This window comes from Pseudoalteromonas 'SMAR' (assembly GCF_048515945.1).
GTDB lineage: Bacteria > Pseudomonadota > Gammaproteobacteria > Enterobacterales > Alteromonadaceae > Pseudoalteromonas.
Genome location: NZ_JBLWMW010000037.1, coordinates 26481 through 42567, shown reverse-complemented (window position 1 = coordinate 42567; position 16087 = coordinate 26481). Strand labels below are relative to the sequence as shown.

At 47.4% G+C, this 16087-nt stretch carries 15 protein-coding genes; 9 read left to right on the top strand and 6 right to left on the bottom strand.

What is annotated here, in order from left to right:
* Positions 1–322 precede the first annotated feature (322 nt).
* Both ACNKW2_RS14850 and ACNKW2_RS14845 read right to left on the bottom strand, forming a co-directional pair.
* Positions 323–973 (bottom strand): XRE family transcriptional regulator, encoded by a 651-nt coding sequence (locus ACNKW2_RS14850; protein ID WP_419149253.1) that lies wholly within the window; start codon positions 971–973, stop codon positions 323–325.
* 170 nt (positions 974–1143) lie between these two features.
* A complete protein-coding gene (locus tag ACNKW2_RS14845) occupies positions 1144–3183 on the bottom strand; it encodes a glycoside hydrolase family 97 protein (protein WP_419149252.1) in 2040 nt (679 codons plus the stop codon).
* Between the two features lie 183 nt (positions 3184–3366).
* Between ACNKW2_RS14845 and ACNKW2_RS14840 the strand changes: the two genes are divergently transcribed.
* Entirely contained in the window at positions 3367–4014 is a 648-nt protein-coding gene (locus ACNKW2_RS14840) for a cupredoxin domain-containing protein (RefSeq protein WP_419149251.1), read from the top strand.
* Positions 3995–5233 carry a hypothetical protein gene (locus tag ACNKW2_RS14835; RefSeq protein ID WP_419149250.1) on the top strand — a complete coding sequence of 413 codons (1239 nt, stop codon included), beginning with the start codon at positions 3995–3997 and terminating at the stop codon, positions 5231–5233. The genes ACNKW2_RS14840 and ACNKW2_RS14835 overlap by 20 nt, the downstream gene beginning before the upstream one ends.
* Before the next feature lie 35 nt (positions 5234–5268).
* Here the strand turns inward: ACNKW2_RS14835 and sthA are convergent, their stop codons facing one another.
* Together sthA and ACNKW2_RS14825 are read right to left on the bottom strand one after the other, a co-directional pair.
* Positions 5269–6705: a Si-specific NAD(P)(+) transhydrogenase gene (gene sthA / locus ACNKW2_RS14830; RefSeq protein WP_419149249.1), complete on the bottom strand. Its 1437-nt coding sequence runs from the start codon at positions 6703–6705 to the stop codon at positions 5269–5271.
* 36 nt (positions 6706–6741) lie between these two features.
* Positions 6742–7875 carry an acyl-CoA desaturase gene (locus ACNKW2_RS14825; RefSeq protein ID WP_336568242.1) on the bottom strand — a complete coding sequence of 378 codons (1134 nt, stop codon included), beginning with the start codon at positions 7873–7875 and terminating at the stop codon, positions 6742–6744.
* A 127-nt stretch (positions 7876–8002) separates the two neighbouring features.
* On the opposite strand from ACNKW2_RS14825, the gene fabR reads away from it, so the two are divergent.
* From fabR to ACNKW2_RS14795, 6 genes are all read left to right on the top strand, one after another.
* Positions 8003–8626, top strand: coding sequence for an HTH-type transcriptional repressor FabR (gene fabR, locus ACNKW2_RS14820; protein ID WP_419149248.1), 624 nt, complete (start codon positions 8003–8005; stop codon positions 8624–8626).
* Positions 8627–9002: 376 nt separating this feature from the next.
* Positions 9003–10556 (top strand): 2-isopropylmalate synthase, encoded by a 1554-nt coding sequence (gene leuA, locus ACNKW2_RS14815; protein WP_419149247.1) that lies wholly within the window; start codon positions 9003–9005, stop codon positions 10554–10556.
* Positions 10553–11629: a 3-isopropylmalate dehydrogenase gene (gene leuB / locus ACNKW2_RS14810; RefSeq protein WP_419149246.1), complete on the top strand. Its 1077-nt coding sequence runs from the start codon at positions 10553–10555 to the stop codon at positions 11627–11629. Before leuA ends, leuB begins: the two co-directional genes overlap by 4 nt.
* Positions 11630–11650: 21 nt before the next feature.
* Entirely contained in the window at positions 11651–13054 is a 1404-nt protein-coding gene (gene leuC / locus ACNKW2_RS14805) for a 3-isopropylmalate dehydratase large subunit (protein ID WP_419149245.1), read from the top strand.
* A complete protein-coding gene (leuD, locus tag ACNKW2_RS14800) occupies positions 13051–13650 on the top strand; it encodes a 3-isopropylmalate dehydratase small subunit (protein WP_419149244.1) in 600 nt (199 codons plus the stop codon). The genes leuC and leuD overlap by 4 nt, the downstream gene beginning before the upstream one ends.
* Positions 13651–13727: 77 nt before the next feature.
* The gene (locus tag ACNKW2_RS14795) at positions 13728–14318 is read left to right on the top strand and encodes a hypothetical protein (RefSeq protein WP_419149243.1); all 591 of its coding nucleotides are present in this window, start codon (positions 13728–13730) and stop codon (positions 14316–14318) included.
* A 39-nt stretch (positions 14319–14357) separates the two neighbouring features.
* Here ACNKW2_RS14795 and ACNKW2_RS14790 read toward each other — a convergent pair whose 3' ends face one another.
* The gene (locus tag ACNKW2_RS14790) at positions 14358–14732 is read right to left on the bottom strand and encodes a hypothetical protein (RefSeq protein ID WP_419149242.1); all 375 of its coding nucleotides are present in this window, start codon (positions 14730–14732) and stop codon (positions 14358–14360) included.
* A 54-nt stretch (positions 14733–14786) separates the two neighbouring features.
* Between ACNKW2_RS14790 and ACNKW2_RS14785 the strand changes: the two genes are divergently transcribed.
* Positions 14787–15239: a tellurite resistance TerB family protein gene (locus ACNKW2_RS14785; protein ID WP_419149241.1), complete on the top strand. Its 453-nt coding sequence runs from the start codon at positions 14787–14789 to the stop codon at positions 15237–15239.
* Here the strand turns inward: ACNKW2_RS14785 and ACNKW2_RS14780 are convergent.
* Positions 15236–15769 (bottom strand): RNA polymerase sigma factor, encoded by a 534-nt coding sequence (locus ACNKW2_RS14780; protein WP_419149240.1) that lies wholly within the window; start codon positions 15767–15769, stop codon positions 15236–15238. The genes ACNKW2_RS14785 and ACNKW2_RS14780 overlap by 4 nt on opposite strands.
* Between the last annotated feature and the right edge of the window lie 318 nt (positions 15770–16087).

Genomic DNA, 16087 nt, shown 5'->3' with positions numbered 1-16087 from the left:
TCGATGATAGTGTGGGCTTCCCATGTGAAAGTAGAACATCGCCAGGGCCTTATAAAGAAAACCCCGATTCGAAAGAGTCGGGGTTTTTTGCGTTTAGCGCACAATAAAAAGCGCGGGATAAACCCGCGCCTACCCGGTAAATCTAACCTCTGGGATATTTGTCCTGCGCTCGTAGTATCATCGTTGTAGGAGGTGGTTTATCCGCCGATTTGTGTGGTGTACACAGCTAGTAGAAGAGCCTAAAGCTTTTCCCTCCGACAACATTATTATGGAAAATATACGTCGCGCGGGGTAAACCCGCGCCTACAGGAAAGGTGGAAGGCTAGATTGCGCGTCCGCACCAAACAACACGCCCTGAGATCCCATGTTGCTCGGCATTTTCTGGGGTGATGTGCCAGTTGGGGTAAGCGGGATTATCACTGATAACCTCCATGTGGTGCTGTTTAGGCACTATGCGCTTGGCCATTAAGCCATCTTCCGTTTGTATAATAAAGACCGCAGCATTGCTTGGCTGTTGTTGCGATAAATCCACCAACACCATGTCGCCATCTAGTAATGTCGGCTCCATACTGTCTCCGCGAATACTAACAAATGCCAGTTGCTCTGAGTACACACCAAGTTGATTACTCAGCCAGCGTTTGTTTAAAGCAAATTGCTCTGTGGTGGTCTCTATTCCGGTGATGCTACCTGTACCGGCACTGGCCTCGATATCCAGCATAGGGACTACAGTTAGTTCTTGGTTATTAGCTGTTGCGCTTGATTGATTTTGCTCTCCCGTCAGTAACCAATTCAGATCGATTGCAAACATCTCATACAAGCGTTCAATGTAGTTCATAGATGGTCTACTAAGACCACGGCAGATACGATAAATATGTGAGGGGGATTTGCCTGTCAGTAAAGCAAACTGACGTTTGTTGCCTGCCGTAACTTGTTCGACTAAGGTAACAAAACGTCGAGAAAATGCAGTTGCCATCGCTATTATCTCTAAGCACTTTTAAAGCAGGCAAGGATACTGAGGTGGGCCGCTACTGTACAGCGTCGGCAAGCTGTTTGCTGATTACTTCACCAGCGGGTGATAAACCGACTAGCAGCGTAAGAGTTTGCCACATCGATAAAACGAGCATCGATGTGGCTTTGGCTCAATTAAAGTGCTTTGAAGCGAATAGCGACTCCGCCACTGGTGGCCAATTTTAGCTTTAGCTTATCGTTTTGCGTTACTTTTTGACGATAAATGCGCATATCATATGGGTTGTTTTTCCATTCGGCGTGTTCACCATCGGCATAGATCTGAGCTTCATAGGTTTTGCCTGGCGCTAAGAAGTTTAGGCTGATATCAAGCTCTCTGGCTACTTCATCGGTCACTGCTCCGAGATACCAATCATCACCACTGTATTGTTTGTGCTTGCGCTCCTTACGGGCAAAGACCACATAATCGCCTACCTCACCATCGAGTGCGATACTTTGCTCCCAGTCGGTTGGTACGTCTTTAATAAACTGGAACGCGTCAGGCTTTGCGAGGTAGTTTTCTGGCAAGTCGGCTGCCATTTGAATTGGGCTATATAACACCACATACAAAGCCAATTGTTTTGCTAAAGTCGTTTGTGGGCGGTTGCTTTGGTCGCCAAGGCCATTGAAGCCCATATCAAAAATACCCGGAGTAAAGTCCATTGGTCCTGCTAACATTCGAGTATAGGCCAGCATAGGTACGTGCTCTGGCGGATTAGGAGGAGTGCCCCAAGCGTTAAACTCTTGGCCACGTGCGCCTTCTCGGGTGATCCAGTTCGGATAAGTGCGGCGTAAGCCAGTTGCTTTGATAGGCTCGTGAGTATTAATGCTGATTTTATGCTGTGCCGCGAGCTTAACGTTATCTAGGTATTCGTTCACCATAAACTGGCCATCGTGCCATTCAAAGCGGGCATTACCTTGGGGGTCAATGCGCTTAATATTACCGCCATCGGCAACATAGCCGGTTTTTACTTGCGTTACGCCAGCTTGCTCATACAGCTCGAAGGCATCAGCCATTTGGTCTCGATAGTTACTGACGTTGCCTGAAGTTTCATGATGACCGATTAAGCGTGCCCCCACTTTTTCGGCGTGTGCAGCGATGGCGTTCATATCAAAGTCTGGGTAAGCTTCTGTAAAACTAAACACGTCACCGTTGTAAAACCAATCACCGTCCCAGCCGGTATTCCAGCCTTCTACAAGAACACCATCGAAGCCATGCTCAGCAGCAAAGCTTAAATACTCTTTAGTGCGCTCTGTGGTTGCACCATGTTTATCTCCGCTTCCCCAAGTATGCTTATTGATGTGCATGCCCCACCAAATGCCTATATATTTCCCCGGTTCAACCCAAGAAACATCACCTAGTTTGTTGGGCTCGTTGAGGTTTAAAATGAGGTGAGAGTTCAATAAATCAGTAGCATCATCACCAATCTGCAAGGTGCGCCATGGGGTAGTGAATTGGCCATTGGTTTTGACTGCTATGCCATCCGACCAAGGAGTCAAATCGGCCACAAAGGTGCCTGGTCTGCGTTGGTTAAGAGTCATACCGGCGAAATCAACTAAGGCTGCTTCATGAACACTAATGTGCACACCATCTTTGGTTCTTAACGTAAAGGGGGTATGTGCATGAGGGGCTTGTTGTAATGCGGTGGTGTTATATACGTATTCATAGCGGTTCCAGCCTCTAGCTGGGATCCACCAAGCGGTACTGTTAGCGCTATCAGAAAAAGCAAACTCTGTGAGCTCTCGGGTAATATAAAGCGGCTGGTCATGAGCTACTTCATAACGAAAGCCAATGCCATCATCAAAGGCGCGGACGCGAACTGTGTATTGTTGTTTGGATTCTTCATTAGCGAACGTGACTGCTAGCTCATTGTGTTTATCGACAATGACTCTTGCTTCACCCCAAGGCTGTTCCCAGCTGGTATTTACGCTGTTACGAGAGTGTGAGGAAATAGCCATGCCATCGCGCAAGGAAGCTGCCCTTGCAAAGTCAAAGCCGAGTTTAGAGCTGTGTATGACTTCTTTGCCTTTGAAGCTCACTGTGTAGCTTGGCTGACTATTATCGTCACTCAAGGTGAAGGTGATTTGACCGTTCGGTGAGCTTACAGCAACTTGTTCGGCATAACTGCCTGTTGCAAACAAGCTCAAACCGAGCAAAGAAATGGAAATGGCGCGCATAGTGCTTCCTTTTGTTTTTCGCACGAGCAATTCGTGATCTTATGAACATAAGCTAAGCTTAATGGTGTATCACTTGAATGGCGTATAAGCTGCATACGTATTCATCTGTTAAATGCGATGAATGGAATAATTATGCTGCCCGGTCTATTACTAACTGACGATAATAAGGAAGCTTGTTAGCTTATGTTGCGTTTCTCTGGGCTCAAGCCATTACTGCTGAGTTTATTACTGGTTCACAGCGCAACAGCGGTGGGCGTTGAAATACAAGTCTTTGATAATAATAATTCACCATTAGTGAATGCTGCAGTGTGGCTTACTGCACCTGAGTTGCCCTCAGTAGGAGCCAAAATTAACTATCAAATGACACAACAAGATAAAACCTTTGCGCCTCATGTGCTGATGATCCCCACTAATAGCCAAGTGGCATTCCCTAACTTAGACCCAATACTGCATCATGTTTACTCATTTTCAGCGGCCAAGTCGTTTGAGCTAAAACTGTATAAAGATGAGCCAAAACAGGTGTTGTTTGAACGTTCTGGGATTGTTGAGCTAGGCTGCAATATTCATGATTGGATGTTGGGGTACATTGTTGTGGTGCCGAGTAATTTCTTTGCCTTAACCGATAGCGAGGGCAAAGTTGATATTGCACTGCCTGAGCCAAGCATCGACCAAGTCCAGATGCATGTATGGCATGAGCGTTTTAGCGATATTGCTCAGGTTGAGTCTATTAGCTGGTCGCAGATAGACAATAACCGTCAGGTCGAGTACGTCATCAAACAGTCTTTGTTGGCCCCCTTGGAGGACTTCTCTAGTGAGTTTGATAACTACTAATGCACTGGCGCTGGGGTGCTTGCTTTCTGCCAGTGCTAGTGCCGTAGACTGGTCAGCGCAAGGGCAATTGCAACTCAGCTGGCAACAAGATGAAGGGCAAGCGGCATGGTATCAGCCTGGTTGGGGGGTCACGCGCTTTGGTGCTGAGCAGTCGGGTATCAACGTCAGCCGTGGTGCTGTGGCATGGCGGGCCGATTTCGACAGCCTGTGGTCTTTGCATGGCGTTGCTCAATACGTGCCCGACCCCGATGATAAGCTTGGAATGAGCGAACTGTACTTACAATATCGCACCTTGCCACAAAACAACCGGCGATGGCGGGTGCGAGTAGGTGGCTTTTATCCGGATTTGTCTATGGAAAACCCGGATATTGGTTGGTCTTCGCCTTATACTTATCAGTACTCGGCAATCAACTCATGGATTGGCGAAGAGGTGCGAGTGTTTGGCGGCGAGTTGACTTTTGAGCAGCCAGCCAGCAGGCGCAGCCGAGGCAAGGGCTGGGCAATACATGGGGGAGTCTTTAAAGGCAATGATCCTGCTGGTACTTTGCTGGCATGGCGCGGTTTTACGCTGCATGATAGACAAACGGTCATCAATGAACGCATTGCCTTTGCTCCGGTGGCGGCATTATCTGCACCGCAGCTTGCCAAGCAGGCACAGTTTGTTGAACCATTCACGGAAGTGGATGGCCGCTTTGGTTACTATCTTGGCCACCATTATCAGTTTTCCCCGCGCAATGAAATTAACCTCTATTGGTATGACAATAATGGCGATCCGGCACGTGTTAACTATGCCACTGGACAATACGCTTGGGATACCAAGTTCATCAGTGTGGCATGGCGCTATAAACTGACAAAACACAGCCATTTTATAATGCAAGGGATGCAAGGCAATACCGCGATGGGGCCCTTACGTGGCGTAGATAATGATTTTCACAGCTGGTATGCCATGTTGACTCAGCGACTGCAATCTTGGCGCCTGAGCGCGCGAATTGAGCGTTTTAAAGTCATAGACAAAGACACCTGGAGGTTTGATCCCAATGCCAGTGAGGGCAGTGCGGTTACTTTAAGTGCGAAATATCACTTTAATGAGCATTGGATTGTGGGCGGTGAGTGGCTCTACCTCGACACCCAAGTTGCTAATCGTGAAGACTTTAATGGCCAACCACAGCAATATGACAATGTCTGGCGCCTCAGCGCTGAGTATCGTTTTAGGTTATAGGGCATGGATGGCGGTTGCACCCATGCCAGCCGTGCTTAATCGAGTAGGCGGTTAAGCCCATTTAACGCTGCGACTCGATAGGCCTCAGCCATCGTTGGATAGTTGAAAGTGGTATTAATAAAGTACTCAACATTATTACCACTGCCTTTTTGTTCCATAATGGCTTGGCCGATATGAATAATTTCTGAGGCTCTCTCACCAAAACAGTGGATCCCTAAAATCTCTTTGGTTTCAACATGGAATAGGATTTTCAAACTGCCTACCTCGGTACCCGTAATTTGCGCACGTGCTAGGTGCTTAAACTGGGCACGACCCACTTCATAAGGGATCCGAGCCGCGGTGAGCTCTTGCTCCGTTTTTCCCACTGAACTCATCTCTGGAATGGTGTAAATGCCGGTTGGAATATCCGTGATTAAGCGGTCATCGCAGGCGCCATGGACAATGGCGTTGGCAGCAATACGGCCTTGATCAAAGGCGGCACTGGCTAAGCTGGGATAACCAATGACATCGCCCACCGCAAAAATGTTGTCGACTTCGGTTTGGTAATGCTCATTAATCTTCAACTGACCGCGGCTATCCGCTTTTAAGCCGACGCTCTCTAAATTCAATGTGTCGGTATTACCAGAGCGACCGTTGGCCCATAAAATACAGTCCGCTTTGACTTTTTTGCCCGACTCTAAGTGTAATACCACGCCTTTGTCATGGGTTTCTACCTTAGAAAACTCTTCATTGTGACGGATCACAATACCGTTGTTCCAAAAGTGATAACTCAGAGCATCTGAAATTTCGGCGTCCATAAAGGCCAGCAAGCGGTCTCGAGTGTTAATTAAATCGACCTTGGCACCTAATCCTTTAAAAATAGAAGCGTACTCACAGCCAATCACCCCGGCACCGTAAATAAGCACTCGTTGGGGGTTATGCTCAAGACTCAAAATGGTGTCGCTGTCGTAAACTCGAGGGTGATCAAAATCCACCCCCGGTGGGCGGTAAGGGCGTGAACCGGTGGCAATCACAATGGTTTGTGCTGTTAATAGCTCTTGCGAACCATCTTGATGTTGAACCTGGATGGTGTGGGCATCAACAAAGCTGGCATCGCCTTGAAATAAATGGATACGGTTGCGGCCATAAAAGCTCGAACGCAGCGTTGACTGCTTGGTGATAACATCACTGGCGTGGTGAAGAATATCTTGGAACGTATGACGCTGTGGGCGTTCGGTAAAGCGGTAAAGAGGATTGGCTTTATACTCTATTAAGCGACTAACCGAATGCCGTAATGCTTTTGAAGGAATGGTGCCCCAGTGGACACAGCCACCACCAACAGCATGTTGTTTTTCGATGACAGCGACTTTTTTGCCGCTTTTCGATAGGTTCATGGCGGCACCTTCACCGCCAGGGCCTGTGCCAATGATTATGGCATCGTATTGATAAGATTCTGCAGTTGTTTTGGTCTTTTCTGCGGCTTTTTTGCTCACGGCCTCACCCCTTTGATTTGCTGAGGCCGTTGCAGATTATGCAGTTGCTGTCTTCAACAGCCTCGAATTCAGTGCTATCCAAGCTTGCTTTTGACTTTCCCAAGCTTGTTCTAACTCTTTATATTGTTGCATTAATGCGGAATGTTCGCACTGTGCAATCACGGCTTCTTTCTTCGACTCTAATACCTGCTTTTGTACTGCACAGTAATTTTGGAGCTTTTTAAGAAGCAAATCATACTCTTGTTGTAACAATGTAAGCTTATCTTGGGCCAAAGGCAATTTTGCGAGACTGACTTTAGTCTTATTCAGTAAGGTTTCGGCCTTGGCTTTTTCAATTCTTTCTACCGGTGTGCGTTTCAACTTAGTGGCTAAGCCAAGCGCAGCAAACGTTCTGATCAGCCACTTGGTTGGATCGTAATGGTACCAGCGAATGCCATTGCGATAGTCGCTGGCAAAAATGTGGTGAAAGTTGTGATACCCCTCGCCATAGGTGAACAGAGCTAAAAAGCCATTGTCTCTGGCGGTGTTTTTCTCGGTATAAGGGCGACTACCCCAAATATGCGCCAATGAGTTAATAAAGAAAGTAAAGTGTTGGCTTAATACCAAACGCAATACACCGGCAAGCAGTAACATGCCCAGCACATTACCAAAAATTAGGCCTAGCACTAGCGGGATACCAATATTGGTGAGCCACACCAACTTCATATAATGTTTGTGCTGCCACATAACAATGGCATTACGCTGCAGATCGCGGGCATTGCTATAGTCACTGTAAGATGCCCCCTGATAGTCTCTTAGCATCCAGCCAATATGGCTGTACCAAAAGCCGTTGGTGGCGGCGTAAGGGTCTTTCACCGGATCATCCACTTGGCCGTGATGCACACGGTGATCGCTGCTCCAATGTAGCGCGCTATTTTGCAGGGCAAACGCACCACCGATAGCAAAAATAAATTGGATGACAGGGTGGGCATCATAAGCTTTATGGGCCCACAGGCGGTGATAGCCCGCGGTGATTGAAAGTCCGGCGTAGAACATACAGGCAACAAACGCCACCCAGTGACTGGTGGTATAGCCATACTCAAAGCCATACCAAGGAACCAAGGTGATAGCGGCTAAAAAAGATAAGCTAAAGAACAGCACATTGGTCCAAATAATTGGCGGTTTTTTCATCGATGGATCTCTAATAAATAAATTCAGCGTACAACTGTACGCTAAAATAGTATTTCAAACTTTCCGCGTCAAGGTTTAGACTGAAGTTTATTGTTCTTATTTTGCGAACCGAAGTGGGGAAATGTCCATGGCAGGCGTGCGTGCCCAGCAAAAACAAAAGACTCGTCAAGCGCTTATAGAGGCTGCTTTTAACCAGTTAAGTGCTGAACATAGTTTTTCTAATTTAAGCTTACGTGAGGTAGCGCGAGAGGCAGGAATAGCACCAACCTCATTTTATCGTCACTTTAAAGACATGAATGAGCTGGGGCTAACCATGGTAGATGAAGCGGGCCTAACGCTCAGGCAGCTAATGCGCCAAGCGCGTCGCAGAATCGCCAAAGGAGGCAGTGTCATCAATACTTCGGTGCACACCTTTATGGAGTTTATTGAGCAGTCGAGTAACCAATTTCGATTGTTATTACGTGAGCGTTCAGGCACATCGCCAGCGTTTCGCGCAGCCGTTGCTAGAGAAATAAAGCACTTTATTTTGGAGCTAGCTCATTACCTAGAAACCGAAACCGGTGTTGAGGCCAACCACGCTCATATGCAAGCCGAAGCCATGGTGACCTTAGTGTTTAGCTCTGGCGCCGAAGCACTGGACCAAGACTCATTACAACGCGCTGAGCTCACTGAGCGACTTAAGTGGCAATTACGTTACATTGCCAAAGGTGCTGCAGGTTATGCTAAGCACCCAGAACCGCTGAAAAAATAGCGCTATCGGCTATTTTTTTTGCTGTAATTACAATCTACATTTGTTTGGTGAACACCATATCTTATCTGCATTTTATTAAATGAAAGTAATTTTTTGCCTGTAAATAGAAGCTACTTGGTTAATCTCTCCTTTAAACTCCCGTTTTTAGCCGGTTTTTGGGATAAATTATGCTTGTTTTTATCTTTTAAAGCATGTTAAAACATAACCAATTCATCAACAGGAAGCGTTAGCTCATGATCATGACAGCAATTATTTCACTCCTACTGAACCTCCTACTGGTAAACCATAGGGGTGGAGTGTAATTGCGCACAGTGAGCGACATTACTAAATACACCCCGCACTTGCGGGGTTTTTTTTGGCTGAGGAACGGGTAGCTATGGGTGCAGAAGATAAGGTTTGGATTTTTGATACCACATTACGGGATGGCGAACAGGCGTTAAAAGCCAGCCTCACCGAAGAAGATAAGATACAGCTGGCACATACCATTAGTCGTCTCAATGTCGACATTATGGAAGTGGGCTTTCCTGTTTCCAGTCCTGCAGATTTTAGAGCCGTGCAGCGTATTGCTAATGAGGTTAAAGGGCCGATTATCTGTGGTTTGGCACGTGCTGTGAGCAAAGACATTGAAGCCTGTGGCGAGGCACTAAAAGGAGCTCAGCGGCGCCGTATCCATACTTTTATCGCAACCAGCCCGCTGCACCTTGAGCACAAATTGAAAATGAGCTTAGTAGAAGCCACAGCCATGGCGGTCAACGCCATCACCTTGGCGAAAACTTACACCGATGATGTCGAGTTTTCTTGTGAAGATGCCGGTCGCACGCCGCTGAGCGATCTCGCCCAAGTGGTTACCGCCGCGATAGAGGCCGGCGCGACGACCATTAACTTACCCGATACCGTGGGCTATGTGACACCCGATGAGTACGCCGCCATGGTGCGCTACATTCGTGAAAATGTCGGCAACATTGATAAAGCGCGTCTGAGTGTGCATTGCCATAATGATTTAGGCCTGGCTGTGGCTAACTCAATTGCCGCAGTGCAAGCTGGTGCACGACAAATTGAATGTACCCTCAATGGCATCGGTGAGCGTGCCGGTAACTGCTCACTGGAAGAAGTAGCAATGATCATCAAAATGCGTGAAGACCATTTGAAAGTGCATACGGATATCCGCAGCGAAGAAATTTATCGGGCCTCTCGTCAAGTCTCTAAGATTTGTAATATGCCCGTGCAACCAAATAAGGCAATTGTTGGAGAGAATGCTTTTGCCCATAGCTCGGGTATTCACCAAGATGGCGTGTTAAAGGCCCAAAATACTTATGAAATCATGGCACCAGAAACCGTTGGCGTACCCAATAACCAACTCAACATGACCTCGCGCTCAGGGCGTCATGTGATTGAGCATCGCTTAACCGAGCTGGGGTATCAAGCATCCGATTATGACATGGACAGCCTTTATGAGAGCTTCTTAGCCTTGGCCGACCAAAAAGGCACAGTGTACGACTATGACCTTGAAGCAATGATTTATTTTAATCAGATCCAGCAACAGGATGAGCGCTATCAACTGCAGTTCGTCAATGCTTCCTCAAATTCGCAATCGATTGCCAGCGCCACGGTGGGCATTGCCCAAAACGGTGAGTTAAAACAAGAAGCCGCTACAGGTAATGGACCTGTTGAGGCGGCGTTTTTAGCTATTGCGCGGATCACAGGAATGGCTGTGGAGGTGCTGGAATATAACTTAGACGCCACAGGCCAGGGGGCCAGCTCATTGGGTCAAGTCGATATTATTGCCCAATTTGAAGGCAAGCAATACCACGGTGTTGGTTTGGCAGCGGATATTGTCGAAGCATCGGTGAGAGCCATGATCCGAGTCTACAACCTTATCGACCGCGCCCAGAAAGTTTCAAGTCTTAAACAACAAAGGAAAGCAGGATGAGTCAAGCAAGCTACAAGATTGCCGTACTTGCCGGTGACGGTATTGGCCCTGAGGTCATGCAAGCGGCAGAGTTGGTATTAGATAAAGTATCACAACAGTTTAATTTTAGCTTAGAAAAGTCGCCAAAGGCGATTGGCGGCGCCGCCATTGAACAGTACGGCGAGGCTTTACCTGCAACCACACTCAGTGCTTGTGAGGCCGCCGACGCTATCTTATTTGGCTCGGTTGGGGGTCCGCAGTGGGAACATTTACCACCGAATGAACAGCCAGAGCGGGCTTCATTACTGCCACTTAGAAAACACTTTAAGCTGTTTTGTAATTTACGTCCTGCGCAACTTTTGCCAGCTCTAAGTGCCGCGTCACCACTGCGCAGTGATATCTCGCAGCAGGGCTTTGATATTTTGTGTGTGCGGGAACTCACAGGAGGTATTTATTTTGGCGAAAAAGGTCGTCACGGTGAAGGACAAAGTGAAACGGCATTTGATACCCAAACCTATTCTCGCGCTGAAATTGAGCGCATCGCTAAATTTGCTTTTGATGCCGCAAGACTGCGTAGCAACCATGTTACCTCGGTAGATAAAGCCAATGTACTGGCCACCAGTGTGCTGTGGCGCGAGGTAGTAAACGAAGTAGCTAAAGGTTACCCGGATGTCAGTCATGACCATATTTATATCGACAATGCTGCGATGCAGCTGGTGAAGCAACCCAGTCAGTTCGATGTGCTGTTATGCGACAACTTGTTTGGTGACATTTTATCGGACGAGTGCGCGATGATCACCGGCTCCATGGGTTTACTACCGTCGGCCAGTTTAAACCAGTCAGGCTTTGGACTTTATGAGCCCGCAGGTGGCTCGGCGCCAGATATCGCTGGTAAAGGCGTGGCAAACCCCATTGCCCAGATCCTCAGTGCGGCTCTGATGCTACGCTATTCATTGGGGCAAGACGAGGCGGCAAGAAGCATTGAAAAAGCAGTCGCCGAAGCGGTGAAAGAGGGAGTAGGAACGCCAGACATTTATCCGCAGGGTGGTTTTACGACCATGGATGTGGCGCAAGCCATCGTGGATCGAATCTAATTTAACAAGGGGCGAGAGCAAGTGGCACAAACATTATACGACAAAATTTGGCAGTCCCATGTGGTGGCTAAACTCAATGAACAAACAGACCTTTTATATATTGACCGTCACCTGGTTCACGAAGTGACCTCACCGCAAGCGTTTGCTGGGCTAAAAGAGAAAAACCGGACAGTGCGCTGTCCCGAAAAAACCTTTGCTACCATGGACCATAATGTCTCGACTAAAAGTCGCTCCATTGATGCGGCCAGTGAAGTAAGCAAAAACCAACTGCAAGCGTTAGCGAAAAACTGCGCCGAATTTGGCATTGTACTTTATGACCTGAACTCGATTAACCAAGGGATTGTGCATGTGATGGGCCCAGAGCAAGGGATCACCCTGCCAGGCACGACCATCGTCTGTGGTGACAGCCATACCTCCACTCATGGTGCCTTTGGCGCTTTAGCACATGGCATTGGCACGTCGGAAGTGGAACATGTGTTAGCAACCCAGACTTTACAGCAGAAAAAAGCCAAATCGCTGAAAATTCAGGTTAACGGTGAGCTGCGACCAACGGTGACGGCAAAAGACCTGATTTTGGCTGTGATTGCGAAGTTAGGCACCGCTGGTGGCACCGGCTTTGTGGCAGAGTTTTGTGGCAGTGCCATCTCTGCTTTGTCGATGGAAGCACGTATGACCTTATGCAATATGAGCATTGAAATGGGAGCCAAAGCCGGGCTGATCGCCCCAGATGAAAAAACCTTTGCTTACCTAAAAGGGCGAGCGTTTGCCCCACAAGGAGAAGAGTTTGATGCGGCTGTGGCGTATTGGCAGACCTTACACAGTGACCCTGATGCTGAGTTTGATCGTGTCGTAGAGATTGATGCTACTGAGATACAGCCGCAAGTGACCTGGGGCACTAGCCCAGAGCAAGTGATTGGCATTAACGACGTGATCCCAAACCCCGATGATGAGCCTAACTTAATTAAAGCGGATGCTATTCGCAACGCACTAAAATACATGGGACTTAGGGCAGGGCAAAAGCTCAGTGATGCCAAAGTTGATACCGTATTTATTGGCTCTTGCACCAATAGCCGTATTGAAGACTTGCGCGCCGCAGCAGAGGTCGTGGCTGGCAAACGGGTTGCAGCAGGTGTAGAAGCGTTAATCGTGCCTGGTTCGGGCCTGGTGAAGCAACAAGCAGAGCAAGAAGGACTGGCTGAGGTTTTTATTGCCGCTGGGTTTGAGTGGCGCGAGCCGGGCTGTTCTATGTGTTTGGCCATGAATGACGATCGTCTTGGGCCAGAAAAGCGCTGTGCGTCAACGTCCAATCGTAATTTTGAGGGGCGTCAAGGCCGTGCTGGCCGCACCCATCTTGTTAGTCCTGCCATGGCTGCCGCTGCGGCGATTGCTGGTCACTTTACCGATATTCAAGGAGTTGCGTCATGACGGCTTTTCATCAAGGCTTGGTGGCACCATTAGATAAAAACAATGTTGATACCGACCAGATCATTCCCAAGCAATTTTTAACCTCAACCAGCCGAGAGGGCTTTGATAAGGCGCTGTTTTACGATTGGCGCTATAACGAGGCAGGTCAACCAGACCCCAACTTTGTGCTCAATTATCCACAGTACCAAGGTGCCTCTATTTTACTTACTCGAGATAATTTTGGTTGTGGCTCCTCCCGCGAGCATGCCCCTTGGGCGCTGCAGCAATATGGTTTTGAAGTGATAATGGCACAAAGCTTTGCCGATATTTTCTTTAATAACTGTGGTAATAATCAAATGCTTTGCATTGCCTTAGCGGCAGAGACGCTCGACACCTTGTTTACCTTGGCGGAGCAGCCCGATGGCGTAAACCTAAGCATTGATCTCGAGCAGCAACAAATTGTTGCGCCTGGGTTGGCGCCTATCGCCTTCGGTGTCCGTGAGGATATCAAAGCCAGACTCTTAAGTGGCTTAGATTTTATAGGTGAAACGGAGCTATTGACGACAAAAATAGATGCCTTTGAACGTCAGCTCGCGGCACAAAGGCCATGGCAATAACCCTTAATTAACGCATATCTTTGCTATCAAGCCAGAAGCCCAGTAAGCTCTGGCTTTATTTTTTTAAGGTCAACACGATGCATAAAACCACAATAGTCGCCTTAGCAGTACTTAGCGGCAGTGCACTGGCACGCCCAGCCCCTTTGGTGTCGATTCCAACCCATGATGCCTTTTTTGATAGTATTAAAGCCCACTGTGGCAAAGCGTATGAAGGCAAGGTCAGCGTTGATAACCAAGGCCCCAGCAGCTTTAGTGAAGCACGCCTAGTGATGCACGTACGTAAGTGCAGTGCCACTGAACTACAAGTACCGTTTCATGTTGGCAAAGATGCCTCACGTACTTGGATTATTACCAAAACGGGCAGTGGCTTAAGTTTAAAACACGATCATCGCCACCAAGATGGCAGTGATGATGTTTCTACCATGTATGGCGGTCACACGCTTGATGCCGGTTGGGATACAGTACAGTCGTTCCCTGCAGATGAATATTCAAAGCAGTTGTTTGTGCAGCAGGGCATTCCACAATCGGTGGGCAATACTTGGCAGATGTTTATTTACCCAGAACAGTTTAGCTATCGCTTAGTACGTGAAGGGCGGGAGTTTCGAGTCGACTTTGACTTAACTAAGCCAGTCACTCCCCCTGCGGCACCGTGGGGCTACTCTGATTAAAACCGAGCAACCCGTGGCTTGAGGGTTAGATTCAAGCCTTTAGTCATTGACGCAACGAACCTCAACGGTGAGATCGTGTTGATAAGGTCTCGGCGTCAGTGGTAGCCGTTCGTATTCTTGCACGCCTTTTATCAGGGTGAGTTGGGGCTGACGACCTGAGCACAGGCGTTTAGCATGGCGAAGTAAAAACACACTTTGGCGGTTAAAATGGGCGTAACTATCCGGTTTGATAGCCAGTCGATAATGATCTTGGCTATACTGGGTTTGCTCATAGTGCACTTTGTGATCAAAGTCGTACAAACGCTCGGCTTCACCACTGGCAATGGGCGTTTGTTGACATGCCGCAAGTAGCAATGCCGCTAAGGCGACGGAACTGCGCTTTATTTGCCACCGTCTCAATGTTAACTTTGCCATAACTGTCCTTTTAATCTGCTAGATTATAAGTATATCACACAGGAGATCGGTCACTTGCTAAGTCATATTAAAAAGTTATTTCAAGCAGCCCAAGAGCAACCACAAGCCGAAAGCTCACTTGATTTCAACACCGCACTGGCGGCACTTTTAGTTGAAGTGATGCGCGCCGATGGCGAGCTCCATAGCGCTGAATTCGATAAAATAGCTGAGTTATTGCAAGGGCGCTGTGAGCTGCCTAAAGAGCAAGTTACGCCGCTGGTGGAGCGAGCACAGCAGTTAGTAGAAGAAGCCGTGGATATGTTTTCTTTTGCCAAGCAAATCAATAATTACACCAGCGATATAGAGCGCATCGAAATCATCGAGTTATTGTGGCATGTTGCTTATGCCGACGGTCAGTTGGATAGTCACGAAGAGCATATTATACGTAAAATTGCCGGACTATTTTACGTCGCCCATGCCGATTTTATTAGCGCCAAACTCGCGGCTGAAAATGCCAAAAATGGCTAATGTGGTAACACGGCTTGGCACGTTAACACCACTTCTTGTAAGATAAAATTCACTAATGTCGGCGATATTGCGCAGATCTTCGCTATCTCCTTTTGCTTGTAATTACCGCGAGTATATAAACTTAGCACCGTTAAGTGGCGGCTTGATAGCTGCTGTACGGCTTGCAGCATTCGGGTTTCTAAATTGCCCTCAATAATCTTTTCTTCCATATTGAGCCGTTGTTCATAGCAATATTGCGGCTCGACTTCATCAATATCAATACTCTTCTCCCTAGTGCGTTTACGCAGTGTATCAATCGCGATATTACGTGCCGCCTGATAGCAGTTGGCGGTTTGGTTTTGCACGCCTTGGTATTGTGAAAGCGGCATACTGGAAAGGCGAATAAAGGTTTCTTGTAATACGTCTTCGGCGAGCGCATGACAATGAAGCAAACCTGTTAAGTAAGCTACTAACTTATCCCTTTGTGACTCAATGATTTGAGCCCAGTTATGAGCAGTCACAACAAGGTTAGAACTAAGCGCGGCACCCATTTTACCCCCCCCTTTTTATTAATAATGAAAATTATTATCAATTAGATCCTATGGTTTTGCTGGTCCAGGTGTCAATATGAAAAAGTAATTTTGTTTACTAATTTGTAACTTTTGAACCGGATAGGGGAATAGGTTTTTGGGTTTAAAAGAAATAAAAATTATTTTTATTTTTCTTGAATTATTTTCGTAATAGCACGTCATAAGTACATTGAAGTTTGCTGCTCATTTTTTATAAATATATGAATTTATTTTCATTTGTTGGTGCTTTTAGTGCTGTTCTGACGTTGAGTTTTGATTAAGTTAGACGCTGGCTCATGC